A 25,222-nucleotide genomic window follows, 5' to 3' on the forward strand; every position below is an offset into this window, starting at 1 on the left:
CCAGCAACGTATCAACTCGCTCGGAGGAACCCATGAAGCTCCGCCTGGCCGCGATCGTCACCAGCGCCCTGGTCGTCACCAGCCTCGCGGCGGCCGTGACACCGACCGGTGCCGCGCCCGCCAACACCGCGCCCGGCGCACCCGCCGGTCTGACCGTCGACGACATCACCCGACCGCTCAACACCGACCTGACCCCACGGTTCGGCTGGCTGCCCCAGGACAGCGACGCCAACGAGGTGCAGAGCGCCTACAAGATCGAGGTACGCGACGCCGACGGCGAGATCGTCTGGGACTCGCGCAAGGTCACCTCCGCGCAGCAGTCCTACGTCGACTACGTCGGCGAGACCCTCGAGCCCAGCAGCCGCTACACCTGGCGGGTCATGACCTGGGACCGCCGCAAGCACCCCTCGCGGTGGTCGGCGAAGGCGGCATTCGAGACCGGGCTCGGCGACACCGACTGGGCCGGTGCGAGCTGGATCAGGAGACCGCCGGGCACCGCGGACAACCCCGCCCAGGAGCGCGACGAGTGGACCCTGGCCCGCACCGAGGTCGAGGTCCCGGAAGGCAGGATCGTCAGCGCCCGCAGCTACCTGGCCGCCAGCCACACCGCCGAGCTCTATCTCGGCGGCGAGCAGGCCGACCGGATGAGCAACTTCGGCTATCCGAGCGAGGGCTACTACCAGGCCGCGGACGTGACCGACCTGGTCACGCCCGGCGAGACCCTCGCCCTGGGCGTCAAGCTGCACTGGTTCAGCGGTGGCCAGGGCCGCGCCGCGGGCATCCCCGGCGTTCTCCTGAAGCTCGAGCTGACCTACGCCGATGGTGAGACGACCACGATCGTCACCGACGGCTCCTGGAAGGTCCGCCGCGGTCCGTACGTCATGGTCGGGACCCGCAACGGCGAGGGCCTGTGGATCGAGCACCTCGACGGCCAGACTGCCCAACAGATCGGCGACTGGACCGAGCCCGGCTACGACGACTCGCAGTGGTCCGACGCCGTGGTGACCGGCGCACACCCCACAGCGCCGTTCACCCACCTGGAGGGCCAGCAGACCCGGCTCGAGGAGACCGTCGTCCACCCCGAGCGCATCCTCGAGGCCGCCGACGGCACCCCGGTCGCCGACTTCGGCACGATCATCCCGGCCCGGCCCGGCGTGCACTTCGACGACGGAGTGGCCGGGCGACAGGTCCCGATCCGGGCCGGCTACGAGCTCGCCGACACCGGCCGGGTCTCGACCACCGGCCTCTCGACGCAGAGCACCAACATGTCCTTCCCCTACACCCAGGCCGCCGGCGCGCAGGACTACCTGGCGGTCGGACACCTCGGCTTCCGTTACCTCGAGATCCCGGCCGCGGGGGAGGAGATCACCGCCGAGGACGTGACCGCGACCGTCGTCCACACCGCGTACGACGAGGACGGCGCAGCCACCTTCGAGAGCTCCGACGAGACCCTCGACGACGTGTGGGACCTGATGGACCGCTCGCTGCGCTACTCCGTCCAGGAGACCTTCGTCGACACCCCGACGCGCGAGCAGGGCCAGTTCCTGCACGACACCGCCAACATCTCGATCGGCCTGATGTCCTCCCAGCGTGAGCGGGTCGCCTCCCGCCAGGCGATCCGGGAGTTCCTGCTCAGCCAGGAGCGCTACTGGACCACCGGCAACGACGCCGGCCGCTACAACGCGGTCTACCCCAACGGCGACGGCAAGCGCGACATCCCCGACTTCACCGAGGTCGTCCCCGACTGGATCTGGCGCTACTACCTCGAGACCGGTGACAAGGCAGTCCTCGAGGACGCCTACGACAACCTCACCGCCACCGCCGGCTACATCCGTCGCCACATCGCCACCAGCGGCCCGACCCAGGGTCTGGTCACCAACCTGTCCGGCGGCTCCGGCCAGTACCTGTACGGCATCGTCGACTGGCCCGCTCATGGCCGCTTCGGCTACGACATGACGACCGCCGCCAGGACCACGGTCAACGCGCTCGGCGTCGACGTCCTCCGCAAGGTCGCGCTGGTCGGTGAGGAGCTGGACCGCCCCGACGGTGAGGTCGCCGCGCTCCGCTCGGACGCCGACGCACTCGCGACGCGGATGAACCAGACGCTGCGCAAGGCCGACGGGACCTACGTCGACGGCCTGCTCGCCGACGGCACCCAGTCCGCCCATGCCGGACAGCACGCGACCTCGTACGCCATCGCCTTCGGCGTCGCACCGCAGCAGGACGTGCCGGCGCTCGGTGAGCAGATCGCCTCCCAGGGGATGAAGCAGGGCCCGATGACCGCCCATGTGCTGCTCGAGGCTCTCGCTGACGCCGGTGCCGGCGCAGGCGTCCTGAAGCTGCTGACCAACGAGGACGACTACGGCTGGGCCGGCTGGCTCGCCGACGGGGGCACCTTCACTCCCGAGGCCTGGGAGCTGAGCGGCTCGGCCAACAGCGCCTCCCACGGCTGGGGCTCGCGCGGCATCGTCGACCTCACCGAGTCGGTGCTCGGCATCCGCACCACCGCCCCGGGGGCCGCCGAGGTCGAGCTCACCGTGCCGGCCACCGGCCTGACTCACGCCAAGGGCTCCGTGGCGACCCAGCGCGGTCGCGTCGCCTCCGCCTGGACCCGCAGCGACTCCGGCGCCGTCGCCCTCCGTGCCACGATCCCGGTCAACGTCACCGCGGTCGTACGCCTCCCCGAAGGCTCCTACCTGGCCACCGGCCCCGGCAGGACCGCCCCTGAGCGCCTCGGCACCGAGAACGGCATCACCTCCTACCGGATCGGCTCCGGCGCCTGGACCTTCAAGAAAGGGGCATGACCAGGTGTCCTGACTCCGCTAACCTGCGGCAGTGCGCCGAATCGCCGTGCTCGCCGCGGCACTCCTGATCGGGGCGACCCTGGTTGCCTGCGGCGCGAGCGAGCCGCGCGAGACGGCCTGGCCCGACGGACTGACCGCCTACCTCGACCAGACCAGGCTTCAGCGCAACACCGGTGAGGCGTTCGTACGCCTCGTCAACGACACCGGCGCCTCGATCGAGGTCTCGCGCCTCGAGGTGGGCAGCGACCGATTCCGGGCCCGATGGACGGGCTCGGAACCGGTCGACCCCGAGATGGACTTCGACTTCGACATGCCGCGCGGGAGGTGCGGCGAGGGCGGCGACGCCGACGTGACCATCACCTGGCGCGAGATGGGCGAAGAGGGGGAGTGGCGCACCAGCACCGGCACCGCCGAGGACAGGTACGCCAACGTCGACCGCCTCCTCGACCGTGACTGCGCCGAGCGCACCCTGACCGAGGCCGCCGACATCACCGTCGGCGAGCCCCGGGTCGAGGGCGAGGACAAGCAGAGCGTCTTCGTCCTCCCGGTCACGTTCGCCCCGACCGAGGCTCTCCCGGACGTCACCTTCGACGGCTGGGAGGGCACGGTGCTCTTCCAGCTCGCGGCCGAGACACCGACCTGGCCGCGAGCGACCCCGGTTCCGATGACGGGCGAGCCGACCACGCTGGAGCTGCGGGTCCTGCCCGCTCGCTGCGACCCGCACGCCCTCGCCGACGACAAGGTCGGCAGCCTCTTCCGCGTCCACGTCGGCGGCCCCGACGTTCCGGACGGCGCCAGCTACTTCCTCCTGCTCAGCAAGGCGCAGAAGACCGCCCTCTACGACTTCCTGCCCGGCTACTGCGGCTGGGAATGAGGCTCAGCCGAAGAGCGGCCCGAGCGCGGCCCGAGCGAGCAGGAACCCGACGATCCCTACGGCCCACGCCGTCGCGCTCGCGGCGTGCTTGACCAGCCAGCCGTCGAGGAGGGCCAGCGGCCGCGCCACCAGAGGAGCGGCGAAGACGCGCGCGGCGGTGAGCAGGAGCGCCGGAGCGATCATCACGGCGCAGTAGCCGAGGACCCACAGCCCCGACACCGGCCAGTCCGGCCCCTGGGTCCCGATCACCCCGATCGCGGCGAGGTAGGGGAGCATCGAGGCGGCCTCGACCAGCCCGGCGAGCACCGCCATCGCGGCGAGGGCCGAGGCCGAGCCGGACTCGGAGGCGACCGCCCGCTCGCGCCAGCGGAGCAGGCGGCGCGGCGGCTCAGGGGCATCGGCTCGACCTTTCCGCGATCCTGGTGGGTCCAGCTTGAAGCTCCACGCAAACAGACCGACGCCGACGAGCAGCTGTCCCCACAGGAACGGGCGCGAGTCGCGCAGCCCGGTGAGCGCTTCGGCCACCGCCGATCCACCCAGCAGGATCGCGATGCCGAGCAGCGCGTAGAACCCGGCGATCGCGCCCAGGTAGACCAGGATCCGTCCGGGCCGCACCCGGCCCGGCGCCATCAGCAGCCACACCGGGATCAGCAGGGTGCCGAAGCTGGTCGAGTCGATCAGGGCCAGCACCGCCAGTGCGACGTACGTCGCGGTGCCGCCCAGATCGCCGGTGAGTGGGCCGAGGTCGATGTCCATGCCCCGAGGCTCGCGCGCGGCCCGCCCCGCGCGCGTCGGCCGAACCGGTGATCCTTTCGCGCGCAGATACATCCTTCGGATGACCCCGAGGAGACGGCGTACGTGCTGAGATGGTGTCGTGGACCGCCCGACCCTGCTGCAGCAGCTGCCCGCGGCGCTTCTCGGCGGTGGCACGAGCCTGCGCGCCGCGGACCGTCGGCTGGCCTGGCTCGACGCCGTGGTCGTCCTCGCCGCCGGTCTCGCGCTGCACGCACTCGGTCAGGTCGGCGGCGTACGCGGTCTGCACCCGTTCGGCATCGACCTGGACAGTGTGCCGACCTGGTGGCATCTCGTCCCGCTCACCCTCGCGGCCGGGGCGCTCGTGCTCAAGCGGCGCCGGCCGCTCGCGGTGCAGACCGTCGTCGCCCTCTGCTTCGGGGCAGATCTGCTGATCGGGAGCAGCATCGCGATGGTGGTGGTGCTCTGGGACGCGCTCTTCGCCGGCCAGCTGCACGGATCGCCGCTGGCGCGACGCATCGCCACCATCGCCGTCGGGGTGGGCATCGCGGCTGCGGTCGTCGCCTCCGCCGCAGCCACTTCGGACCCGCGCACCCCCGTCGTGCTCGCGCTCACCCTCTTCGCGATCGTCGTGACCCCGATGTGGTGGGGCAGCAACGTACGTCAGGGCAGCGAGCTCGCGGATGCCGCCGACGACCGGGCCCGGCTCGAGCGGGAACGCAGCGCCGCGCTGCTGCGGCTGGCCGACGCCGAACGGCACGACGCGGTCCGGGCCGAGCGCTCCGCGGTGGCCCGGGACCTGCACGACGTCGTCGCCTCCCACCTGTCCGCCATCGCGCTGACCTCGGGGGCGGCGCTGGCCGGTGAGCACGACCCGGAACGGGACCGGGCGGCGCTGCGGTCGGTGCGGGCCGAGAGCCTGGCCTCGCTGGACGACATGCGCGCGATGATCCGCGTCCTGCGCTCCGACGGCGGCCCCGGCGACGCCGAGGACCTCACCGCCGCCTCCCGCGCCGCCAACCTCGGCCCCGTCCTGGAGCAGGCGCGACTGGCCGGCCTGCCGCTGCGGGTCGACGACCCCGGCGGGCTCCTGGACGGTGCCGACCTCGCGCTGCCGGTCGCGGTCGACCACGCCGTCTACCGGATCGTTCGCGAGTCCCTGACCAACGTGCTCAAGCACGGCGGCGGCACCACTCAGCTGCGTCTGATCCCCGGCGACGCCCTCGAGATCGAGGTGACCGATACCGGCGCCGCGAAGGAGCCCGCGGCCGAGGCCGGCACCGGCACCGGACTGGTGTCGATGCGCGAGCGCGCCGAAGCCCTCGGCGGAACCTTCGAGGCCGGACCTGATGGCACCGGCTGGCGGGTCCGGTCGACCCTGCCGCTCCCAGGAGTGAGCGCATGATCCGCGTCCTGCTCGCCGACGACCACGCCGCCATCCGCGCCGGTCTGCGCATGCTGCTCGCCACCGCCGGTGACATCGAGGTGGTGGGGGAGGCCGCCGACGGCGCGACCGCGGTCGCCAACGCGCGCGCTCTGCGCCCCGACGTCGTGCTGATGGACGTACGCATGCCCGGCACCGACGGCGTGACGGCGACCCGCCAGGTCGTCGAGGAGGGGCTCGCCGACGTACTCGTGCTGACCACCTTCGACCTGGACGAGTACGTCTTCGGTGCCCTCCGCGCCGGCGCGGCCGGCTTCCTGCTCAAGTCGGCGGAGGCGTCCGACTTGGTCGACGCGGTCCGGCACGTCGCCGCCGGCGACGGCGTGGTCGCCCCGGAGGTGACCCGCCGGGTGCTCGCCGAGCTCGCCGGCGCGCCGGACCGATCCGTCCCGGCGTCCACGGCCGTCGTACCACTTCCCGAAGACCTCACACCCCGGGAGAGGGACGTACTCGCGGCCCTGGGGCAGGGCCTGTCCAACGCCGAGATCGCCCAGCGGCTGGTGATCTCCGAGGCGACCACGAAGACCCACGTCTCCCGCGTCCTGGCGAAGCTCGGGGTCGCCTCACGGGTCCAGGCGGCGATCGTCGCCCGCGAGGCGGGCATCGTCTGAAGACGCGCCCACACCCCAGAGTTCACCGGTTCGTGACCTTCGGAGCCCCCATCCGGACGAGTCAGGTAGCAGAATTACCAACCGTCCGTAACGCACACACTGGAGGATTCATGTCCGGGAAGAACCGCTCCGTGCTCACGATGATCAAGCTGCTCCTCGCAGGTCTCGTCGCCACCACCAGCCTGCTCGGGGGAAGCGTCGCGCTCGCCCCCGCCGCCCAGGCCGACTGGATCGAGAGCTGCACCCACAAGGGCTGCGCCGAGGCCCTCGACTCCAACGAGGTCTGGGCCTCGCTGGGCTACCCGTCCAACCGTGGCTGGCACGACTGGCCGCCGACCGGCACCTGCAACTTCTCCGGTGGCACCTACAACAATTACGAGGGCGAGCTGCCCTCGGGCCACTCCTACCTCGAGTTCGACGTGACCCCGCGTGAATGCGGTGCGCAGCGCCAGTCCTACCGGCTCGTGGTCGACACCACAACGGGTGATGTCTACTTCACTCCCGACCACTACAGCACCTTCTACTTCCTGGTCTGAGCGTTCCGGAAACGGGCCTCTGACCTGGGCAGACACGGCATCGCCGGCCCAGGTCGGAGGCCCGTTCGTATGCTTGGAGATCCCTGAGGCCTCGCTGAGACGCCGCTGAGACGCCGCAAACACGGGTCCGAGGATCACGAAGCGCGTGGGAGCCCGCCGTAGTCTAGGGACGTTTGTGACCGCGGGAGGGGACAACTTGAGCTGGCAGGGCAATCCGCCTTACATACCCACGCCGACGCCGAAGAAGAAGCGGGGAAAGAAGGTCCTGAAGGCCTTCTTCATCGTGATTCTGGTGGGCGCGCTGATCGGTTCTCTGGGTGTGATCGTGGCCTACAACGCCATTCCGATCCCCAACGCCAACGCCGCGTACGAGAAGGAGACCTCCTTCGTCTACTACCGCGGCGGCAAGGACGAGCTCGGGCGCTACATCGCCGACTCCCAGGACCGCGACTCGCTGCCCTATGACGAGATCCCGCAGCTGATGAAGGACGCCGCGGTCGCCGCGGAGGACCGCACCTTCTGGACCAACAGCGGCATCGACATCAAGGGCATCCTGCGCGCGGTGGTCAACAACAACACCGGCGGCGCCCAGTCCGGCGCCTCGACGATCACCCAGCAGTACGTCAAGAACCTCTACCTCACCCAGGAGCGCACCTACACCCGCAAGGTGAAGGAAGCGGTCATCTCGCTGAAGATCAGCCGGCAGAAGTCCAAGGAGGACATCCTCGCCGGATACCTCAACACCATCTACTTCGGCCGCGGCGCCTACGGCGTCGAGGCTGCGTCGAACGCCTACTTCAACAAACCGGCCGCGAAGCTCACCCTCCAGGAGGCCGCCGCACTCGCCGCGATCCTCAACGACCCCAACGACCTCGACCCGAGCAACGGCGAGGAGTCGATCACCGAGCTCGAGGGACGCTACCGCTACGTCATCAACTCGATGGTCAAGATGGAGATGGTCGACGCCGCCGAGGGGGAGAAGGCCAAGGAGTCGCTGCCGAAGTTCAAGAAGCCGCGCTCCGACAGCCGCTACGGCGGCCAGAAGGGTCACGCGCTCAAGCTGGTCCGCGACGAGCTCCTCAAGCTCGAGGACGAGCAGGGCAACCCGCTGGTCACCGAGGACGAGATCAACGGCGGCGGCCTGCGGATCACGACCACGCTGACCAAGAAGACGATGAAGACCGCGGAGGATGCGGTCAACGACGTACGTCCTGAGGACAAGAAGGCGTACATCGAGGGCGATGTCTCCGACGAGCTCCACGTGGGCGCGGCCACCGTCGACGTCAAGACCGGTGCCCTGCGTGGCTTCTACGGTGGCCAGGACTATCTCGACTCCCAGATCAACTGGGCGTCGAGCAGCGCCACGATGGCCGGGTCGACGATGAAGCCGTTCACCCTCGCCGCCGCGCTGAAGTCGGGCTACTCGCTCAAGGACACCTGGAACGGCAACTCGCCGATGGAGTTCCCCGGCGGCGTGAACGTACGCAACTCCGGCCAGAGCGCCGCCGACCCGAACGGCCACAGCTACGGCTCCAACGTCAGCAGCCTCCAGGCGATGGAGGACTCGATCAACACCGCCTTCGTCGAGATGTCCGACTCGCTGCCCAACGGCAGCAAGGACGTCTACGACATGGCCGTACGCTCCGGCATCCCGCGCGGCGACCGCAGCGACCCCGCCTACCCGGGTATCCCGATGAAGTCCGGCGGCGACATGCAGCCCGAGAACTTCCTGCTCACGCTGGGCAACTCGACGGTCAGCCCGATCAACATGGCCAACTCCTATGCGACGATCGCCAACGGCGGAGTGCACAACGACGTCTTCGTCGTCTCCAAGGTGGTCGACGCCGACGGCACCGTCATCTACGAGCACGACGACACCGAGGGCAGCAAGCGGGCGATGGACGAGGACGTCGCCGCCGACACCTCCTACTCGCTCCAGCAGGTCGTCTCCAGCGGCACGGGCCAGGCCGCCAGCGCGGTCGTTCAGCCGGCCGCTGGCAAGACCGGCACCGCGACCAACGACAAGGACGAGGTCTCCTCGGCCTGGTTCGTCGGCTACACCCCGCAGCTCTCCACCGCTGTCGCCTACAGCCGCGGCCAGGGCAGCGGCGCCCTCGACGGCTGGCTCGACACCTTCTTCGGCGCCGACTACCCGGCCGACACCTGGGTCGAGATCATGGGACAGCTGACCGACGAGCTCGACTACGAGGAGTTCCCGCCGCCGGCCTGGCTCGACGGTGACGCCCCGGAGTCCGGCCACGCGCCGTACGTCCCGCCGAGCCCGGATCCCGAGCCGACCGAGGAGCCGGAGCCGTCGAACACGCCGCCGCCGTCCCAGGAGCCGACGCCGTCGCCCACGCCGACGCCCACCCCGACGCCGACCCCGACGCCGACTCCGACGCCGACCAAGACGCCCGGGCCTCCGGACCCCGACCCCGACGAACCCCCGACCGAGCCCGGGCCCATCTGAGGCGGATCCGGTCCGAACAGATGACGTGTCAACGCTTGCTGGGGGACCTCAGTTCCCATGACCTTGCTCGACACGGTTAGATGGTGCCCGTGTCTGTGATCGCCCCCGTTGACGTCCACGATGACACCGCTCTGAAGGCTTGGTACGCCGTGGAGGCGGCATCGATGGCCTTCGATCGACCCTACGCGTCGCATCGCACCTTCGAGGCGCTCGCAAACTCCGTGCGCACCCCGCACGACCACGGCCGCCGCGTACTCCTCGCCGCGAAGGAGCAGGGCGAGACGATCGGCATCGCCGAGCTCGATCTCCCGGAGGAGGAGCGGAGCCACGTCGTCGAGCTGGGCATCCACGTCCTCCCCGTGCACCGCTGGCGCGGGGTCGGCACCGAGCTGTGGCGAGCCGCCGATGACGTACGCCGAACCAGCGGCCGCACCCTGACGACTGCCGAGGTGACCATCCCCCCGAAGTCGTCCCTTGCCTTCGCGCGGGCGCTCGGCTTCAAGTCCGTACGCCGCGAGGATCACCTCGCCGCCGACCTCCCGCTGCCGCACAAGCCCTTCAACGTGCTCGGCTACGAGCTCCTGATGTGGGAGGACCGCACCCCGGAGGACCTGCTCGCCCAATTCGTCGGCCTCCGCAACCAGATGGGCAAGGAGATGCCGGGCAAGACCGAGCAGGACCTGGTCGCCCACACTGCCGACCGCATCCGCTCGGCCGAGAAGAGCACCGCCCGCTCCTACGACCGCATCACCGCCGCCGCCCGCGAGATCCTCACCGGCGAGCTCGTCGGCTACTCGGTCATCTTCCTGGCCCACGGAAGCGACGAGGCCATCCAGGACGACACCTTCGTCAAGACCGCCCACCGGGGCCACAAGCTCGGCCTCGCCCTCAAGGTCGCCACCCTCGCCGCCGTCCAGCGCGACCACCCCGAGCGCACCAGCATCCACACCTGGACCGACCCGTCCAACGACGTGATGCAGCGCATCAACAAGCAGTTCGGCTTTCGCAAGATCGAGCTCATGCACGAGGTCCAGCGCACCGATCGTTGGTAGGCCGTGCGGGGCTCGAACCCGCGACCCAAGGATTATGAGTCCTCTGCTCTAACCGACTGAGCTAACGGCCCGCGCAGATCCTAGCGGGCGCCGCGTCGATACCACGCAGGCGCCGGCCGACATCCCTTGCGCCGACCCCTTTTGGAAAAGGTCTCTTGTTTCGAAGCAGCAACCGTGTTCCAATTCGGGTGACCACCGTCACATTCCGGCGTCCGCGAAAGGGACCCCCATGAAGAGACTCGTCGCTTGTCTAGGAACCGCGCTCGTCACGTTTCTGGCCACCCTCGTGGTGGCCGCGCCGGCCACCGCCGCGCCCACATCGGGCATCAACGACTGGACCTGCCAGCCCAGTGCCGCACACCCGGAGCCGGTCGTGCTGTGGCACGGCCTGGGCAGCAGCGGCGACGTCGGGATGGCGCTGCTGTCTCAGCACCTCAAGGGCAAGGGCTACTGCGTCTACTACAAGACCTACGGCACCACCCACTGGGGCCCGTTCACCGGCGGCCTCGCCTCGATGCGCGAGAGCGCGGGCGAGCTCGACGCGTTCGTGGAGAAGGTCCGAGTCTCGACTGGTGCGGCGAAGGTCAGCATCGCCGGGCATTCCGAAGGAACGACCGTGCCGGCGTACTACCTGAAGTTCCTCGGTGGCGACACGGTGGTCAAGCACTTCGTCGGCTTCGGCTCGAACTTCAAGGGAACCAGCTTGCAGGGTCTCCAGGAGCTCGCCGACCTGCTCGGCTTTCGTCCGATCCTGGACGCCGGTGGCTGCACGGCCTGCAACGAGTTCGCGCCGAGTTCGGAGTTCATGAAAGACCTCAACGCGGGTGGCGTGAGCGTCCCCGGACCGCGCTACACCAGCATCGTCACCAAGTACGACGAGGTCGTCACGCCCTACACCAGCGGCGTCCTCGCCCCGGCGAGCAACGTGAGGAACGTCGTCCTCCAGGACGTCTGCGCGCTCGACTTCAGCGGCCACGTCGGCCTGGCCTGGGACCCGAACGTGTTCGCGCTCGTGGCCAACGCGCTCGACCCGGCCAACGCCAGGCCGGTCAGCTGCGTCCCCATGCCCTGGCTCTCCTGAGCACGTCGAGGAGGGTGCTCTAACCTCGGTGAGGTGACGCCACCCAACAGCACGAGCGGCAAGGCCACGGGCAAGCAACAGCGGGTGATCCGTGGCCTTGACGCCGATCAGCGCCGCGAGCAGCGCCGGCAGGCGCTGCTCGACGCGGCGCTCGAGCTGTTCGCCGCTCAGGGCTTCGTGAGCACCTCGATCGAGCAGCTGTGCCAGCACGCCTACGTCGCCACCAAGTCCTTCTACGAGTCCTTCGAGAGCCGCGACGACCTCTATGCCGCCCTGCTGCGCCAGATCACCGACGGAGCCTTCGCGCGGCTCGCGACCGTGGCCGCCGAGGCACCCGACGAGGAGACCGGCACCCGCTTGATGCTCGCCGAGCTGGCGCACGCCTTCGTCGACGACGTTCGGGTCGCGCAGGTCACCTTCGGCCAGGGCAGCGCCATCACACCGGTGGCCGAACGACAGCGCCGCGAGAACCGCCGCGCGGCTGCGGCGTTCGTCGAGGAGCTGTGGGTCGGGTACGGCACCGTCCTGACCGAGCGCTATCACGGGATCGCGATCGGCCTGATCGGCGGCCTGTTCGACATCATCGCGGACTGGGTCCTCGACGTACCGGCCGCAGGACCCAGTCCGGCCTCGGTGGAAGAGCTGATCACTCGGCTGAGCGACTTCTACGGGGCCGTACGCAACGGCAGCTAGCCGCAGGCCGAGGTGTCGGGCTCAGTCGTCGTAGTCGACGGTGACCGTCGGCGTGGTCGGGCGGGACTGGCAGGTGAGCACATGTCCGGTCTCGACCTCGGCCGAGGACAGGGCGAAGTTCTGCTCCATGGCGACCGACCCCAGCGTCACCTTGGCCGTGCAGGTGCCGCAGGCTCCGCCGAGGCAGGCGTACGGCGCCTCGAGCCCGGCCTTCAGCGCGGCCTCGAGAACGGTGTCGCCGGCCGCCAGGGAGACCTCCTGCTGTCGGCCGCGGAGGCCGACGGTGACGGTGGCCGGGGCGAAGCCGTCGGCGACGCGGGGCTTCTGATAGCCGTGGAAGAGCTCGACGTGGACGCGATCCGGCTCGGCGCCGCGTTCGAGGAGCAGGTCGCGTAGGTCGGCGACCATCTCGACCGGTCCGCACAGGAACCACTCGTCCACCGAGGCCGCGGTCAGGTGCGGCCCGAGCCACCGATCGACCTTGGCCCGGTCGATCCGACCGCGCAGATGTTCCGGGTGCCGGGGGTCGCGGGAGCGTACGTGGATGATCCGGAGGCGGTCGGCGTACCGCGCTTCGAGGTCATCGAGCTCGTCGCGGAACATCGTCCCGTCCGCGTCCTGGTTGCCGTAGATCAGGGTGAATCGGCTCTCGGTCTCGACGGCGAGGGTTGTCTGCAGGATCGAGAGGACCGGGGTGATGCCGCTGCCGGCGGCGATCGCCACGTAGCTCTTGGTGGTGAGCGGGTCGACCGAGGTGCCGAACGACCCGGTTGGTGTCATCAGGTCGAGAGTGTCGCCGGCTCGGAGCTGCTCCATCGCGAAGGTGGAGAAGGCCCCGCCGGGGATGTGCTTGACGGCGATCGCCAAGGTGTCGGAGGTGGCCGAGGAGCAGATGGAGTAGTTGCGACGTACGCCCTCGCCGCCGAGGTCGGTGCGGATGGTGACGTGCTGTCCGGGTTCAAAGGCGAACTTCTCCCGCAGTTCGTCGGGCACGTCGAAGCGGATCAGCACGCTGTTCTGGGTCAGCCGCTCGACGCCGGCGACCGGGACCGGATGGAACTCCGCGGCACGAGCCGAAGACCGCCTCGGCATCCGCACCGGGAGGAGCCGGGCCATCTTGCCGTTCAGCGTCTTCCACTCGCGGTACTCCTCCGCGTCGAGGTGATGACCGAAGACGGTGCCGATCGCTGCCTCCCGCTCGAGGTAGGCCTCCTCGTTGCGGCGCCAGGCCGCGACGTAGCGGTAGAACGGGATCGAGGGATGCAGGTGGTGGACGAGGTGGTAGTTCTGCGAGAGGAGCAGGGGAGTCAGGACCCATTCGGAGCCGACCCGGTTACGGGTGGCGCGGTAGCGGTTCTCCTGCTGGGTGTCCTCGAGGTCGTGGTGGGGCAGCCAGTCGAACCACCAGGCCAGCACGAATATCGCGACTCGCTCGGGGATCAGAAACACCACCGCCAGCGTCCACAGATGTCCGGTGAAGCCCGCGGCGACGATCACGGCGATCGTCGTGCTCATCAGGAAGACCGTCTCGAGCACCTCTGCCCGCGGTCGCCGCCGAACATTGCGCACCAGGAAGGACAGGTACGGCACGTCCATCAGCGGGAACCGGAACGGAACCTGCCACCACGGAGCGCCGCTGACGAAGTGGTCGGGGTCGTTGTCGTCGTCGTTGGTGTTGCGGTGGTGCTCGATGTGAATGAACGCGAACGACCTGAACGAGATCAGCGGCGAGACGAAGAGCATCGCGACCCGGCCGAAGGCCACGTTGACCCAGCGGTGGGTGCTGATCGAGTAGTGCGCGGCATCGTGCAAGACGGTGAACAGCACGAAGATCGCCGCCGCACTGAGCAGGACCGTCACCGGGAGGGGAAGGCGCTCGGCCAACGCCGCCCAGGTAGAGACCGCGAAGACCGCGATCGCGCCGGAGAAGATGCCCACGATGGGCCAGGAGATCGCCGGGACCTTCTCGCCCGGGTCGGGGAGCGCATGGCGGGAGGCTGAGGGTTGCTCCGTCGTAGTTGACATGCTCGAAACGTACGAACCGCGAGCAGCACCCCGCGAGAGGTGCCGAGCCCATGTCGATGTGCGCGCAGCACATCGGGCACAAACCCGGTCAGGTCTGGTCAGGCTCCGGTGCGAGCACGAGCGGCCCCAGGACACCCACCAGACGCAACGCGGCATGCAGCTCGGCAACCCGCTCGGTCGCGGGACGCCCGCGTCGTTCCTCGGCCCGGCGTACGCGCTGCAGCACGGTGTTGCGGTGTACGCCGAGCTCGTCGGCCGCGGCCGCCAGGCCACCCTGTGCGTCGAGCACCGCGAGCAGCGCCCGCCGTTCTTCCTCCTCCCGGCGCCCGGCCACCGCCAGGCCGCCCAGCTCGGTTGCGACGAAGGCACGGGTCAGGTCGAGGTCGCCGCTCATCGTATCCACGAGCGCCAAGTCGATGTACGGAGTGACCGTTGCTCCGCGCCCCGCGAGCTCGATGATCCGACGGCCGCGCTGGGCCTGGACATGCGAGCCCCGGAAGCCAACGGCGCCTTGCGCGGGCGTGCCTAGCGTGACTCGGACCGTTTCCGGGACTCTCCCTGCCAGAGGCCTGAGGTCCGTCGGTGCGACGCCAGGAGCACCTGTCGTGGAGACCCAGCCCCACAGCGCCCGAGCGCCGTCCGGGACGAGCAGCGGATGGGGTGAGCCGAAGTGGGCTCCAACGGTCTCACCCACCCGCGCCAGATCGACGTCGTCGCTGTCGGTCCAGCAGACGAAGCCCGTCTGCCATCCGGTGAGCCGGTGGGACAAGGTGCGCTCCGCGCGGCGGAGATCGATCCGTCCACCCGCGATCAGGGTGCGGACCGCATCCGTCCGCGCAGCGCGCGCCTGGGTCTGGATCCGGTCGAGCTCTGCGACGTACTCGGCGGCGACCTCGCTGGAGATGCGGTCGACGTAGGCGAACGCGTAGTGCTGCAGGTGTGCCACCACCGCCAGGGCGAGGGCCGGGTCAGGCATCGAGTCGTTGACCCCGGTGAGGATCCGTTCGCTGAAGTAGGCGTGGCCGATCCGGTAGAAGCGCAGCATCACATCGACGCTGTAGCCGCGTCCGGCCATGGCACGTGCATGCTCGAGCGCGGTGACCGGCGCCGATGCGGCACTCACGTCGATACCGTGCCGCACCATCGACAGCGCGGCCTCGAGGTTCGACGAGCACGACCCCAGCGTCAGGCCACGGAGCTCGTCATCGGCGCTCGCCTCCGGGATCTGCTCGAGGATGTAGGCGAGCATGTCATCGGCGTACGACGCCACGTGCCCCAACAGCTCGGCAGCAGTACGGCGCAGCTCGACCACCACCGACTCGGGCAGGTTCTGCTGTTGTCCCGCGCTGACACCCATGTCCGGAGACTACCGAGCGTTCCGGGGATCAATCCTCGCCGTTCATGGACACTGCGCGCGTCCACTTCCAGGACCAACGTATGGCGCGCGTCACATCGGGTACCGCCCGGGGTAATGGATGGTGGAGGGCCACCCCAGGAGGGAGCACGAACATGTCTGTCACCACGCGCGTAGGAGCCGCTGTAGCGGCTGGCTATGTGCTCGGGCGATTCAAGAAGCTTCGAATGGCTGTGGTCGTTGCGTCGGCGCTCAGCAACAGCGCCGTTCGCGACCGCAGTCTCGAGCTGCTGAAGATCGGTACTCAGAGCCTTGGCGGCTCGTCGGACGTACAGAAGCTCGGGCAGCAGGTCAGCGGAAAGCTCGTCACGGCTGGTAAGGCGGCCGCGGTCGCCGCGGCCGCGAGCCAGATCGACAAGCTCAGCGATCGGATGCACGAGCGGAGCACGCTCTTGAGCGCGTCGTCATCCGATGAGGACGCCGACGAGGACGCCGACGAGGTTCCGGAGGACGAGGAGCCCGAGGACGAGTACGAAGACGAAGCCGAAGACGAGGCCGAGGGTGAGGAGCCTGAGGACGAGTACGAGGAAGAGCCCGAGGACGAGTACGAAGACGAGGCTGAGGAAGAGCCCGAGGACGAGTACGAAGACGAGGACGAGCCCGAAGACGAGGCGGACCAGCAGGACGAGGACGAGGGAGAGGAGAAGCCGCGCCGGCGCGCGCGGAGCTCCCGTCGTCAGCGCGCAGGTGCGCCGACAGGAGGTGCCTGAGTCATGACGGAGCAGACACGCAAGAAAGCGGCTGCCGACACGGAGGACTCGGGCCTTCTGTCGCAGCTACCCGTCGATCGGCTGCGTAAGGAGGTCCTGGTCCTCAGCCGCGCCTTCGGGAAGCGGAGCCTGAGCAAGCTGGGCAGCGGCGTCGAGGGGCTCACTGACCGACTGACCGGCTTCGCCGACGGTGTCCCTTCGATGAAAGAGGCGAAGGAGTCCACCGGCTCGACCGTGAAAGCGGGCGCGAAGGCGGCCGTCGACAAAGTCACGGCTCCGGTCGGCAAGGTGAAGAACACCGCCGCCCAGGTCAAGGACACGGCGACTCAGGTCAAGGACACCGTTGACAAGGTCTCGGGCGGTCTCAACAAGAGCGAGCAGCCCACCGGCAAGAAGCTCAAGGTGACCAACATCGTCGAGACGGTCGACGTACCCGTCAGCCGGGACGTCGCCTACGAGCAGTGGACCCAGTTCGAGGAATTCCCGTCGTTCATGAAGAAGGTCGAGAACGTCAAGCAGGAGGACGACGAGGTCGTCACCTGGCAGGCCCAGGTGTTCTGGTCCCACCGCACGTGGAAGGCCACCATCCTCGACCAGGTCCCGAACGAGCACATCGTGTGGAAGAGCGAGAGCGAGAAGGGACGCGTCGACGGTGCGGTCACCTTCCACGAGCTCGCACCGAACCTGACCCGGATCCTCGTCTCGCTCGAGTACCACCCGAAGGGCCTCTTCGAGCACACCGGGAACCTTTGGCGGGCCCAGGGGCGTCGAGTTCGCCTCGAGATGAAGCACTTCCGGCGTCATGTGGCCAACCACACGCTTCTCCACCGTGACGAGATCGAGGGGTGGACGGGCGAGATCCACGACAAGGAGGTCGTGGACGACGGTTCCGGCGAGGGCTCGGAGAACAGGCAGAAGAACAGCAAGTCGGGCAACGGGTCTTCCAACAACAGGTCTTCCGGGAACGGGTCGTCCGGGAGCGGGTCGTCCGGTGACAAACCGCAGGCGAAGAGGACCACCGCCAAGACCGCAGCCAAGAAGCCGGCGGCCAAGAAGACCGCTGCCAAGAAGACCGCTGCCAAGAAGCCGGCGGCCAAGAAGACCACGAGCAAGCGGAGCCCGAGCAAGCAGAGCGCCAGCAAGCAGAGCACGAGCAGGCGTACGTCCTCCGGCTCCTCCACGAAGGCATCCTGACCATGGCCGAGAACGACGAACGCCGTGTCCAGGAGCTCGAGCGCGACGTCGAGGAGCTCATGGTGGAGGTCGATCGCTATCGGACTGCCACCGAGGACGCCTTGCAGCAGCTCGACTGGTGCATCGGGTACTTCGTCGGGTCCGGGAAATCCGGCCTGGCGAGGTCGCTCGGTGCCAACCGGGCATACATCCGCAGGCACGTACTGAAGCGGGCCGAGCAACCCGTGCCCGCCGGCACTCCGGCAGAAAGCGACTGAGTCATGACCATCACCCAGCAGAACCGGTATCTCGACCGCCCGGCGCCGAGCAGTCTCGCCGACGTCATCGACACGATCCTCGACAAGGGTCTGGTGATCGACATCTACGTGCGCGTCTCGCTCGTCGGCATCGAGCTGCTGACGATCGACGCACGCATCGTGATCGCCAGCGTCGACACCTACCTACGCTTCGCCGAGGCGGTGAATCGGCTGGACCTCACCGACACCCAGGTGCACGGCATCCCGGAGTTGATCGAGGGGGTGACCGAGTCCGGGGCCAAGGGGAAGACATCCGGCGCGATCGAAGGAGCCAAGGAGAAGCTCGGGAGCATTCTCGGCAGCGACGATGAGGACTCCGACAAGAACGACGACAAGGACGACGACGAGCACGAAGGTCAGGGTCGCAAGCAGCCGGCTCGACGCACTCGGAAGAGCACGTCAAGGCAGACCAAGGAGAAGGAGGACTGACCGTGCCTGTCCACGTCTACGGAGTCACGGACACCTCGGTCACGATCCCCACGGACCGGACGGGGCGGTCGAAACGTCCGCTGCGCCATATCGACGGCGGCGGCCTTCGGGTGCTCGTCAGCGATGTGGACGACGACTCGCGCGTGCTGCGCGAGGACCTGATGGCACACGCTCATACGCTCGAGGCGGTGGCCGCGCTCGGGACCGTGCTGCCCATGCAGTTCGGCGTCGAGATGCCGGACGACGACACCGTGCGCCACGAGCTGATCGAGAGTCGCGGTGACGAGGTCCGCCCGCTCCTGGAACGGTTCGAAGGCCTGCTGCAGCTCACCGTCTCGGTCGACCTGATCGAGCAGGAAGCGCTCAAAGAGGTGCTGCGGCGGGACCCCGATCTCGTCGCGCTGCGCGACCACGTACAGCGAGCCGCCCCGCAGGACCGGCACTCGGCGGAGGTACGCCTGGGCGAGGCCATCGCGGCCGCGCTCGAAGCGCTGCGGGCCGAGGTCGGCGACGGCGTCGTCGACCGGATCGCCCCGACTGCCCGTGCCGTCTCCCTCGGCGAGGTCCGTGGAGCTCTGCAGGCCGCCGAGGTGTTCCTGCTGCTCGAGCGCGACCGGCAGAGCGAGCTCGACGCCACGGTCACCACGCTGCGCGATGACCTGGCGCCGCTGGCGTCGCTTCGCTACGTCGGTCCGCAGCCGCCGTACGCGTTTCTCGACGCTGCCTCGTCGGGAGAGCTCTCATGGGCCTGATCACGCAGCTGTTGACCCTGCCCATCGCGCCTGTACGCGGCGTGGTCTGGGTGGCCGAGCAGATCCGGGACGAGGCCGAGAGCCAGTACTTCGACCCGGCCACGATCCAAGCCGCGCTCGAGGACGTCGACGCCCGCCGGGAGGCGGGTCTGTTGACCGAGGAGGAGGCCGCCGATCTCGAGGAAGACCTGGTGCAGCGCCTGATGGCCGGGGGCTGGCATGAATGAGCCCAGCAAACCCACCCTGTCCTCGATCGCCGAGCACGTGCTCGAAGAGCTCGAGGCGCTCGTGGGATGTCCCGCCGAGGGCGTGACGGCAATCCGTCGCGACGACGACGGCTGGGTCGTCAATGCCGACATCCTCGAGCTGGAACGAGTCCCGGAGACGACTGATGTCCTTGCCTCCTACGAGGTGACCGTCGACCCGGGCGGCGAGATCACGGGCTATCGCCGTGTCCACCGCTACGTCCGAGCCCAAGTGGAGGAGCGATGACCGAGACTCAGCGCTCACCGATGTTCGTGAGCAACCGGCCCCAGTCCTCACCCGAGAGCCTCGCCGACGTGCTCGAGCGTGTCCTCGACAAGGGCATCGTCATCGTCGGTGACATCCAGGTCCGGCTGCTCGACATCGAGCTGCTCACCATCAAGGTGCGGCTCATGGTGGCCTCCGTCGACAAGGCCCGCGAGATGGGTATCAACTGGTGGGAGGGCGACCCGTTCGTCAGCAACCTCGAGGACCAGCAGAAGCAGGACGAGGAGCTCGACCTCCGTCGGCGGCTCGAGGCGCTCGAGCGCAGCATCGGCGGTGGGAGCGACATCTTGGAAGGTGAGACGAGTCGTGAGCGCCGCTGACGCGACCGCAGTTGTTCATGCGTACGGACTCATCCAGGGTGACGAGCCCCGGCCCATGCCTGTCCACGGGATCATGAACGCGGACATTCGCACCGTCGCGTTCCACGACCTCGAGGTGGTCGTCAGCGATCTGGCGGCCGCATCCTTCGGCGAGGCCGCGTGGGCTGAGCACGGCGAGGACACGCGTTGGGTCACTCCCGTCGCCGCTGCTCACCACGAGGTGCTCCAGCATCTGGTCGAGCATGGTGACGTACTGCCGCTGCAGCTGCCCGGCATCTACCCGAGCGACGAGGCCTTGAGAGCTGCGCTGGACTCGAGTCGCCTGATCCTCGAACGCGCCTGGCGGTTCGTCGCCGGACACGTCGAGTGGTCCGTTCAGATCTTCCCCACCTCGTCTCCACGCCCGACCGAGGCGCCCACCCCGCGCAGTGGCCGTGAATACCTCGAACGACGCCGGTCGCAACAGGACGCCCGCGACACCGAACGCGGACGGCGCGAGGTCGCCGTCACGCAGACCCACGAGGCGCTGGGTCGCGGCACGGCCGCGAGCGCCGTACGCGCCCCGCTCGACGCTGCCGTCACCGGACGAGACGAGCCGATGCTGCTCAACAGCGCCTACCTCGTGGCGCGGGACGAGGAGCAGCGATTCCTCGGCCTCGCCGAAGAGCTCCACGACCATCTGGTCGCCACCGCCGGCTTGCGTATAGAGGTGACCGGGCCGTGGCCGCCCTACAGCTTCGTCGGTGCGGAAGAACCTCACGACGACGACCTGACCGGGATGGTGTCATGACGCTCGAGCGTTCCCCCGCATTCGACGAGACCTCGCTCGTCGACCTCGTCGACCGCCTGATCGACGGCGGTGTCGTGGTGGGCGGCGACATCGTCCTCTCGCTCGCCGGAGTCGACCTCGTCTACCTCGGCCTGCGCCTGGTTCTCGCCCCAGCCCACAGGGTTTCGCTACCTGGGTCCGGGAAACAGCCATGATGCTCCTCTACGCCGTGGCAGCCACGGACAGCGCAGGCGAAACGGTCGACACCCCGCTGCAAGCACACCGCTCCCGTGGGCTCACCGTCTTCGTCGAATCGAGAACCCAGCCACCCGAGCGATCGATGCACGAGCTGCTCGGGTTCGGTCGAGCGCTCCACCAGCTCTGGTCGTACGTCCCGGTGCTGCCGATGCGCTTCGGGACGGTCGTGAGCGACAGCGATGAGCTGGACGAGCTCGTCGCGGAGCGCGAGAGCGAGTGGACCGACCGGATCGCCGCCGTCACCGGATGCAGCGAGTGCATCGTCCACCTCCCGCTGCCCGAGCGTGTCCCCGAACGTGTCAAGGACGAGCAGACGGGCTCGGACTATCTCCGCCGGCGCGCGAAGGAGCTGAAGCAGCATGATGCCGAGGCCGCGGAGCTGCGGGCGTTGCTCGCTCCCTACGCCTCCGAGATCACGAAGCTCACGGCGATCCGTCCGCAGGAGGCACGGCTCTCGGTCCTGCTACCCGACGAGCACGTGGAAGCGGCCCGGACAGCCATCCGAGACTGGGGCGAGAACCGGCCCGGAGTGACGGTCACCGGCCCGTGGCCGCCGTTCAGCTTCTGTCAGGAGGACAGCCCGTGACGCGTCCCGACAAGGCGGATCCATGGCCCTTGGACCTGGACGGGGAAACCGACCTGCCCTCCGCCTTGAGCAGACGGATCGATGCGGATCCGGAATCCGTCGAGAAGGGCCTCGTACAACTCGTGCTCACCCTCGTGGAGCTGCTCCGGCAGCTGATGGAGCGCCAGGCGATCCGCCGGATGGATGCGGGAGGCCTGAGCGAGGAGGACATCGAGCGGCTGGGTCAGACCCTGATGCTGCTGGACGAGAAGATGACGGAGCTGCGTGACCACTTCGGGCTCACTGTGGAGGACCTCAATATCGACCTGGGCCCGCTGGGAAAGCTCCTCTGAGGAGCTGGGCGCTCAACCCTCGTTTGCGATGAGGTATTTCCCGTCGGCGTAGACGAGACCCAACGTCACCGTGCCGCCGTCCTGGCGCCCGTCCTTCATCGTGTACTTGTACGTGTAGGTCACCTTGAGCGGGTCGACACTGGGGGAGACCGAGACGACGCTGGTGCTCGCGACGCTGCCCCACCAGTCGCGGTAGCCCTCGATCCCGCCGCTGCTGGCCTGGAACGCGGGAGTCAGCATCGAGCTGAAGGCACTGTCGGGGTTCGCGGGCGCGGTGGAGAGATAGCTGCGAATGAAGGCGTCGATCCCTTCGGCGGTCGCGCCGGCGGTCTCGCTGGCCGAGGGGCTCTCGCTCGGAGACTCGCTGGCCGTCTCGCTGGGCGACGGCTTCTCGGAGGCCTCCTCCGACTTCTCGTCGGCTGCGTCCTCGGTGGCCTTGTCGGTCGCCTCCGACAGCGGCGATCCGGACGCGACCGGCTTCGGCTTCGCGCTCGGCTCCTCGCCGCGGTTGGCCCACAGCGCTCCACCGACCACCAGCACCAACGCCGCGGCGACGACGAGCGCGATCGGCCACCAGCGCCGCCGGGTCGGAGTGCTCGTCGCCTGTGCCAGTCCTGAAGGCGCGGCCGGCGCAGGCGCAGGAGCCGCGACCGCGGCGAGCGTCTGCGTACGCATCGCCACCGGCTCCAGCTTCTCGGCCGCCAACCGCCCTGCGAGGAAGTCGACGACGTCCTCGGCCGACCACCGCTCGGCGGGGTCGTAGGCCATCGTGTGCTCCAGCAGCGGAGCGAGCCGACCGGCCAGCGGCGTACGCGGCGGGTCCTCGTGCACCACCCGATACAGCGTCGCCAGCGCGTTGTCGCCGATCCCGTAGGGAGGCTCACCGGTCAGCGCCTGGAAGAGCGTGGCCCCCAGGGACCACATGTCACTGGCCGGGTTGGCCCGCCCACCGGTGGCGATCTCTGGAGCCAGGTACGCCGGCGACCCGGTGACCTGCCCGGTCTGTGTCGTCTGGGAGTCGACTCCGCGCGCGATCCCGAAGTCGGTCAGCTTGGCGCGGTCGGCACGGCCGACCACGATGTTGGCGGGCTTCACGTCGCGGTGGACGATGCCGGCGGCATGTGCCGAGCGCAGCGCCGAGGCGATCTGGCCGATCAGCCTCGCGGCGTCCTCGACGGGCAGCGGGCCGTCGTCGCGAACCATGTGAGCGAGGGTCTTCCCCTCGACGTACTCCATCACCAGCCAGGGCTTGTCGTCGTCGCGCACCAGGTCGAAGACGGCGACCACGTTGGGGTGGACAAGGCGAGCGGCGAGCTGCGCCTCGCGTTCGACGGCAGCATCAGATACGCCGTCGAGTGCGATCAGCTGTTTGAGCGCGACCGAACGCCCGAGAACTTCGTCGGTCGCGAGCCAGACGGCCCCCATCGCTCCCCGGCCGAGCTCCCTCTCGAGCCGGTACCTCCCTGCGATCACCCAGGTCCCCTCAAATCTCGAACGCGTTCGCCAGTGGTCAACTCTAGGGGGTATCGCCTACTACCCTTGCTTCCGGGACAGCCCGTTCCGGGCCCCGGAAACACCATCTGAGAACGACCTGAGAAAGGCACCACGTGTCCATCGATCCCACACTCCTCGACGACCTCGAGTGGCGAGGCCTCATCGCCGACTCGACGGACCGCGACGCGCTCCGAGAAGCGCTCGCCGGCGGGAGTGTGAAGTTCTATATCGGGTTCGACCCCACCGCGCCGAGCCTGCACATGGGCAACCTTCTCCAGATCACCATGGCGATGCGCCTGCAGCGGTCCGGCCACACGCCCTATGTACTGGTCGGCGGGGCCACCGGCATGATCGGTGACCCGCGCGACTCGGGCGAGCGCACCCTCAACTCGCCCGAGACCGTCAAGGAATGGGTCGGGAGGGTGCGCAGCCAGATCGAGCGGTTCGTCTCCTTCGAGGGCGAGACCGCCGCGACGATGGTCAACAACGCCGACTGGACGGCGTCGTTGTCGGTGATCGACTTCCTGCGTGACATCGGCAAGCACTTCCCGGTCAACCGGATGCTCGCCCGCGACACGGTGAAGAAGCGTCTCGAGGACGGCATCTCCTACACCGAGTTCTCCTACATCCTCCTGCAGTCCATGGACTACCTGAACCTCTTCCGTACGCACGGGGTGAGCCTCCAGTTCGGCGGCTCGGACCAGTGGGGCAACATCACCGGCGGTGTCGAGCTGGTCCGCCGGGTCACCGGCGAGACCGTCCACGCCTTCACCACGCCGCTGATCACCAAGGCCGACGGCACCAAGTACGGCAAGACCGAGGGCGGCGCCCTCTGGCTCGACCCGACGATGATGTCGCCCTATGCCTTCCACCAGTTCTGGCTCAACGTCGAGGACGCCAAGGTGGGGGAGATGCTCCGTGTCTTCACCTTCTTGTCCCACGAGGAGATCGAGACCCTGGAGGTGCAGCACGCGGAGAAGCCGTTCCTGCGGGTGGCCCAGAAGGCACTCGCCGATCACATGACGACTCTCGTCCATGGAGCAGGGGAGACCGAGCAGGCCAAGCAGGCCGCGGCCGCGCTCTTCGGCGGTGGCGATCTGGCCACCCTGAGCAGTACGACGCTGGCGGCCGCGATCACGGAGGCCGGTGCCGTCGAGCTGGAGCGTGGCGAGGAGCTGCCGACGTACGTCGACCTCTTCATCGCCGCCGGCCTCGTCTCCTCCAAGGGGGAGGCTCGCCGGACGATCTCCGAGGGTGGGGCGTACGTCAACAACGTCCGCGTCGAGGACGCCGAGGGCGCGCTCGGGGAAAAAGAGTTGCTCGGTGACGGCTGGGTCGTCCTGCGCAGGGGCAAGAAGAAGTTCGCCGGCGTGCGCTTCAAGTAGCCTCTGACCTGCGAGAACGCCCCGCGGAAGGTGACCGCCTTCCCTGGGGCGTTCCTCGATTTGGCAAGCGCGTCACTGAGGCGTAATGTTCATCTGGTCGCCGGGGCGCGGCGGGAAGCAAGTTCGAGTCTTCGAGCGGGTTTCCGGCCCCTGAGTCGGCCGCCAACATTCTCGAGCTTCAGCTCGGTTCAGAGTCTCAGTCAGGTCTTCGGATCAGGCATCACGACCGTGACGAACCGTAGTTTGATTGTCTTGTGCTGTGTGGCGTGGATATCGTGTTTATCCGATAAGAGCGAGAATTCGCCGAGTTGGAGAACAAAGCGAGATCCGATAAAGTCCTCCAAGACAGAGGCGGTAAGGCTTCAAACTTTCGGCAGGAAAGCGCGGAATGCGCCGAATTGCGAAAGCG

General features: G+C 68.7%; 26 protein-coding genes and 1 tRNA gene. 22 read left to right on the forward strand and 5 right to left on the reverse strand.

Features of this window, described 5'->3' with window-relative positions; all coding sequences use genetic code 11:
* The first annotated feature begins 32 nt into the window (after positions 1-32).
* Both ACFWQC_RS19285 and ACFWQC_RS19290 read left to right on the forward strand, forming a co-directional pair.
* Positions 33-2,804 (forward strand): family 78 glycoside hydrolase catalytic domain, encoded by a 2,772-nt coding sequence (locus tag ACFWQC_RS19285; RefSeq protein WP_378681414.1) that lies wholly within the window; start codon positions 33-35, stop codon positions 2,802-2,804.
* Between the two features lie 31 nt (positions 2,805-2,835).
* The gene (locus tag ACFWQC_RS19290) at positions 2,836-3,678 is read left to right on the forward strand and encodes a hypothetical protein (protein WP_378681417.1); all 843 of its coding nucleotides are present in this window, start codon (positions 2,836-2,838) and stop codon (positions 3,676-3,678) included.
* 3 nt (positions 3,679-3,681) lie between these two features.
* On the opposite strand, the gene ACFWQC_RS19295 is transcribed toward ACFWQC_RS19290, so the two are convergent.
* A complete protein-coding gene (locus tag ACFWQC_RS19295) occupies positions 3,682-4,434 on the reverse strand; it encodes a GAP family protein (protein ID WP_378681420.1) in 753 nt (250 codons plus the stop codon).
* Positions 4,435-4,552: 118 nt separating this feature from the next.
* Here ACFWQC_RS19295 and ACFWQC_RS19300 point away from each other — a divergent pair, with 118 nt between their 5' ends.
* The 5 genes from ACFWQC_RS19300 to ACFWQC_RS19320 all read left to right on the forward strand — a co-directional run bounded on the left by ACFWQC_RS19300 (position 4,553) and on the right by ACFWQC_RS19320 (position 10,544).
* The gene (locus tag ACFWQC_RS19300) at positions 4,553-5,836 is read left to right on the forward strand and encodes a sensor histidine kinase (RefSeq protein WP_378681423.1); all 1,284 of its coding nucleotides are present in this window, start codon (positions 4,553-4,555) and stop codon (positions 5,834-5,836) included.
* Positions 5,833-6,486, forward strand: coding sequence for a response regulator (locus tag ACFWQC_RS19305; protein WP_378681426.1), 654 nt, complete (start codon positions 5,833-5,835; stop codon positions 6,484-6,486). The genes ACFWQC_RS19300 and ACFWQC_RS19305 overlap by 4 nt, the downstream gene beginning before the upstream one ends.
* Before the next feature lie 110 nt (positions 6,487-6,596).
* Complete coding sequence (locus tag ACFWQC_RS19310) at positions 6,597-7,022, forward strand: ribonuclease domain-containing protein (protein ID WP_160028510.1); 426 nt, start codon at positions 6,597-6,599, stop codon at positions 7,020-7,022.
* Positions 7,023-7,218: 196 nt separating this feature from the next.
* Positions 7,219-9,492, forward strand: coding sequence for a transglycosylase domain-containing protein (locus ACFWQC_RS19315; RefSeq protein WP_378681430.1), 2,274 nt, complete (start codon positions 7,219-7,221; stop codon positions 9,490-9,492).
* Positions 9,493-9,656: 164 nt separating this feature from the next.
* Positions 9,657-10,544: a GNAT family N-acetyltransferase gene (locus tag ACFWQC_RS19320; protein WP_378681433.1), complete on the forward strand. Its 888-nt coding sequence runs from the start codon at positions 9,657-9,659 to the stop codon at positions 10,542-10,544.
* Here ACFWQC_RS19320 and ACFWQC_RS19325 read toward each other — a convergent pair.
* Positions 10,539-10,615: transfer RNA gene (locus ACFWQC_RS19325), tRNA-Ile, on the reverse strand. The genes ACFWQC_RS19320 and ACFWQC_RS19325 overlap by 6 nt on opposite strands.
* Before the next feature lie 158 nt (positions 10,616-10,773).
* Between ACFWQC_RS19325 and ACFWQC_RS19330 the strand changes: the two genes are divergently transcribed.
* Both ACFWQC_RS19330 and ACFWQC_RS19335 read left to right on the forward strand, forming a co-directional pair.
* Entirely contained in the window at positions 10,774-11,625 is an 852-nt protein-coding gene (locus ACFWQC_RS19330; protein ID WP_378681436.1) for an esterase/lipase family protein, read from the forward strand.
* Positions 11,626-11,658: 33 nt separating this feature from the next.
* Positions 11,659-12,318: a TetR/AcrR family transcriptional regulator gene (locus ACFWQC_RS19335; protein WP_378681439.1), complete on the forward strand. Its 660-nt coding sequence runs from the start codon at positions 11,659-11,661 to the stop codon at positions 12,316-12,318.
* A 21-nt stretch (positions 12,319-12,339) separates the two neighbouring features.
* Here the strand turns inward: ACFWQC_RS19335 and ACFWQC_RS19340 are convergent, their stop codons facing one another.
* Together ACFWQC_RS19340 and ACFWQC_RS19345 are read right to left on the reverse strand one after the other, a co-directional pair.
* Positions 12,340-14,343 carry a fatty acid desaturase gene (locus tag ACFWQC_RS19340; protein WP_378681442.1) on the reverse strand — a complete coding sequence of 668 codons (2,004 nt, stop codon included), beginning with the start codon at positions 14,341-14,343 and terminating at the stop codon, positions 12,340-12,342.
* 88 nt (positions 14,344-14,431) lie between these two features.
* Complete coding sequence (locus ACFWQC_RS19345; RefSeq protein WP_378681445.1) at positions 14,432-15,700, reverse strand: helix-turn-helix domain-containing protein; 1,269 nt, start codon at positions 15,698-15,700, stop codon at positions 14,432-14,434.
* Positions 15,701-15,852: 152 nt separating this feature from the next.
* Between ACFWQC_RS19345 and ACFWQC_RS19350 the strand changes: the two genes are divergently transcribed.
* From ACFWQC_RS19350 to ACFWQC_RS19405, 12 genes are read left to right on the forward strand one after another with little or no spacing between them, the layout of a single operon-like run.
* Positions 15,853-16,467, forward strand: a complete 615-nt coding sequence (locus tag ACFWQC_RS19350; RefSeq protein ID WP_378681448.1) for a hypothetical protein — start codon at positions 15,853-15,855, stop codon at positions 16,465-16,467.
* 3 nt (positions 16,468-16,470) lie between these two features.
* Positions 16,471-17,661 carry an SRPBCC family protein gene (locus ACFWQC_RS19355; protein ID WP_378681451.1) on the forward strand — a complete coding sequence of 397 codons (1,191 nt, stop codon included), beginning with the start codon at positions 16,471-16,473 and terminating at the stop codon, positions 17,659-17,661.
* Positions 17,662-17,663: 2 nt separating this feature from the next.
* The gene (locus ACFWQC_RS19360; protein WP_378681454.1) at positions 17,664-17,918 is read left to right on the forward strand and encodes a hypothetical protein; all 255 of its coding nucleotides are present in this window, start codon (positions 17,664-17,666) and stop codon (positions 17,916-17,918) included.
* Positions 17,919-17,921: 3 nt separating this feature from the next.
* Positions 17,922-18,386, forward strand: coding sequence for a gas vesicle protein GvpJ (gene gvpJ / locus ACFWQC_RS19365; RefSeq protein ID WP_378681457.1), 465 nt, complete (start codon positions 17,922-17,924; stop codon positions 18,384-18,386).
* A 2-nt stretch (positions 18,387-18,388) separates the two neighbouring features.
* Positions 18,389-19,138: a GvpL/GvpF family gas vesicle protein gene (locus tag ACFWQC_RS19370; RefSeq protein ID WP_378681460.1), complete on the forward strand. Its 750-nt coding sequence runs from the start codon at positions 18,389-18,391 to the stop codon at positions 19,136-19,138.
* Positions 19,129-19,365, forward strand: a complete 237-nt coding sequence (locus ACFWQC_RS19375) for a gas vesicle protein GvpG (protein ID WP_378681463.1) — start codon at positions 19,129-19,131, stop codon at positions 19,363-19,365. Before ACFWQC_RS19370 ends, ACFWQC_RS19375 begins: the two co-directional genes overlap by 10 nt.
* Positions 19,358-19,630, forward strand: coding sequence for a gas vesicle protein (locus ACFWQC_RS19380; RefSeq protein WP_378681466.1), 273 nt, complete (start codon positions 19,358-19,360; stop codon positions 19,628-19,630). The genes ACFWQC_RS19375 and ACFWQC_RS19380 overlap by 8 nt, the downstream gene beginning before the upstream one ends.
* Positions 19,627-19,989: a gas vesicle protein gene (locus ACFWQC_RS19385; RefSeq protein ID WP_378681469.1), complete on the forward strand. Its 363-nt coding sequence runs from the start codon at positions 19,627-19,629 to the stop codon at positions 19,987-19,989. Before ACFWQC_RS19380 ends, ACFWQC_RS19385 begins: the two co-directional genes overlap by 4 nt.
* Positions 19,976-20,779 carry a GvpL/GvpF family gas vesicle protein gene (locus ACFWQC_RS19390; RefSeq protein ID WP_378681472.1) on the forward strand — a complete coding sequence of 268 codons (804 nt, stop codon included), beginning with the start codon at positions 19,976-19,978 and terminating at the stop codon, positions 20,777-20,779. Before ACFWQC_RS19385 ends, ACFWQC_RS19390 begins: the two co-directional genes overlap by 14 nt.
* Complete coding sequence (gene gvpJ, locus ACFWQC_RS19395) at positions 20,776-20,973, forward strand: gas vesicle protein GvpJ (protein ID WP_378681475.1); 198 nt, start codon at positions 20,776-20,778, stop codon at positions 20,971-20,973. The genes ACFWQC_RS19390 and gvpJ (ACFWQC_RS19395) overlap by 4 nt, the downstream gene beginning before the upstream one ends.
* A complete protein-coding gene (locus ACFWQC_RS19400; protein WP_378681478.1) occupies positions 20,970-21,602 on the forward strand; it encodes a GvpL/GvpF family gas vesicle protein in 633 nt (210 codons plus the stop codon). The genes gvpJ (ACFWQC_RS19395) and ACFWQC_RS19400 overlap by 4 nt, the downstream gene beginning before the upstream one ends.
* Entirely contained in the window at positions 21,599-21,934 is a 336-nt protein-coding gene (locus ACFWQC_RS19405) for a gas vesicle protein K (protein ID WP_378681481.1), read from the forward strand. The genes ACFWQC_RS19400 and ACFWQC_RS19405 overlap by 4 nt, the downstream gene beginning before the upstream one ends.
* A 12-nt stretch (positions 21,935-21,946) precedes the next feature.
* On the opposite strand, the gene ACFWQC_RS19410 is transcribed toward ACFWQC_RS19405, so the two are convergent.
* Positions 21,947-23,407, reverse strand: coding sequence for a serine/threonine-protein kinase (locus ACFWQC_RS19410; protein ID WP_378681484.1), 1,461 nt, complete (start codon positions 23,405-23,407; stop codon positions 21,947-21,949).
* Between the two features lie 134 nt (positions 23,408-23,541).
* On the opposite strand from ACFWQC_RS19410, the gene tyrS reads away from it, so the two are divergent.
* Entirely contained in the window at positions 23,542-24,813 is a 1,272-nt protein-coding gene (tyrS, locus tag ACFWQC_RS19415) for a tyrosine--tRNA ligase (RefSeq protein ID WP_378681487.1), read from the forward strand.
* Positions 24,814-25,222 lie beyond the last annotated feature (409 nt).

The organism is Nocardioides sp. NPDC058538 (assembly GCF_042719275.1).
Taxonomy (GTDB): domain Bacteria; phylum Actinomycetota; class Actinomycetes; order Propionibacteriales; family Nocardioidaceae; genus Nocardioides.